Annotated in this window: 1 protein-coding gene and 1 pseudogene; one reads left to right on the forward strand and one right to left on the reverse strand. The window is 25.0% G+C overall.

Annotation, left to right across the window (positions count from 1 at the left end; all coding sequences use genetic code 11):
- A pseudogene (locus GQX97_RS15215) lies at nucleotides 1-100 on the reverse strand (MBL fold metallo-hydrolase); the annotation flags it as partial.
- A gap of 160 nt (nucleotides 101-260) precedes the next feature.
- Here GQX97_RS15215 and GQX97_RS14000 point away from each other — a divergent pair.
- On the forward strand, nucleotides 261-607 hold a 347-nt coding region (locus tag GQX97_RS14000; protein ID WP_157152343.1), incomplete at its 3' end, for an EamA family transporter.

Raw genomic sequence — 607 nt, forward strand, 5'->3', positions numbered from 1 at the left:
CGTCAATAACTTGTAAGCAAGACGTATTACCGCCGTATTCACTGAAACTAGTACCGGGGGTTGGTATAGAGCCTCTGCTTCCCAAAAATCTAACTTTCAAATTGTACTCTTAAATAAATTTTTATATATAAATCATACACTATAAAGTAAAAAAATCAATCTAATAATAATACAATTTATAATATTTTGATTATTGAAAAATACAAAAAAAATATTATAATTTTTAGAAAATAAATTATTAATATATAATTTTTATAGTAATGGGAAAAAGTATATTTTTATTTGTTGGAGTAACAGCATTATCAATGTCTGCAATATTTGCAAGACTTGCTAATGCCCCTTCTTCAATAACAGCATTTTATAGATTATTATTTTCTTTTATAATAATTTTGCCTATACTTCTAATAARAAATTTAGAAGAGTTAAAAAAAATAAGTAAAAAAGATTTTCTATTATCATTAGTATCAGGCATAGCATTGGCAGGTCATTATTCATTATGGTTYCAATCTTTAAAATATACTTCAGTTGCAAGCTCTACCGTAATAGTAACGCTTCAGCCATTATTTTCTATAGTAGCAGGTTATTTTATTTTTAAAGAGAGATATAC

The organism is Brachyspira sp. SAP_772 (genome assembly GCF_009755885.1).
GTDB lineage: Bacteria > Spirochaetota > Brachyspiria > Brachyspirales > Brachyspiraceae > Brachyspira.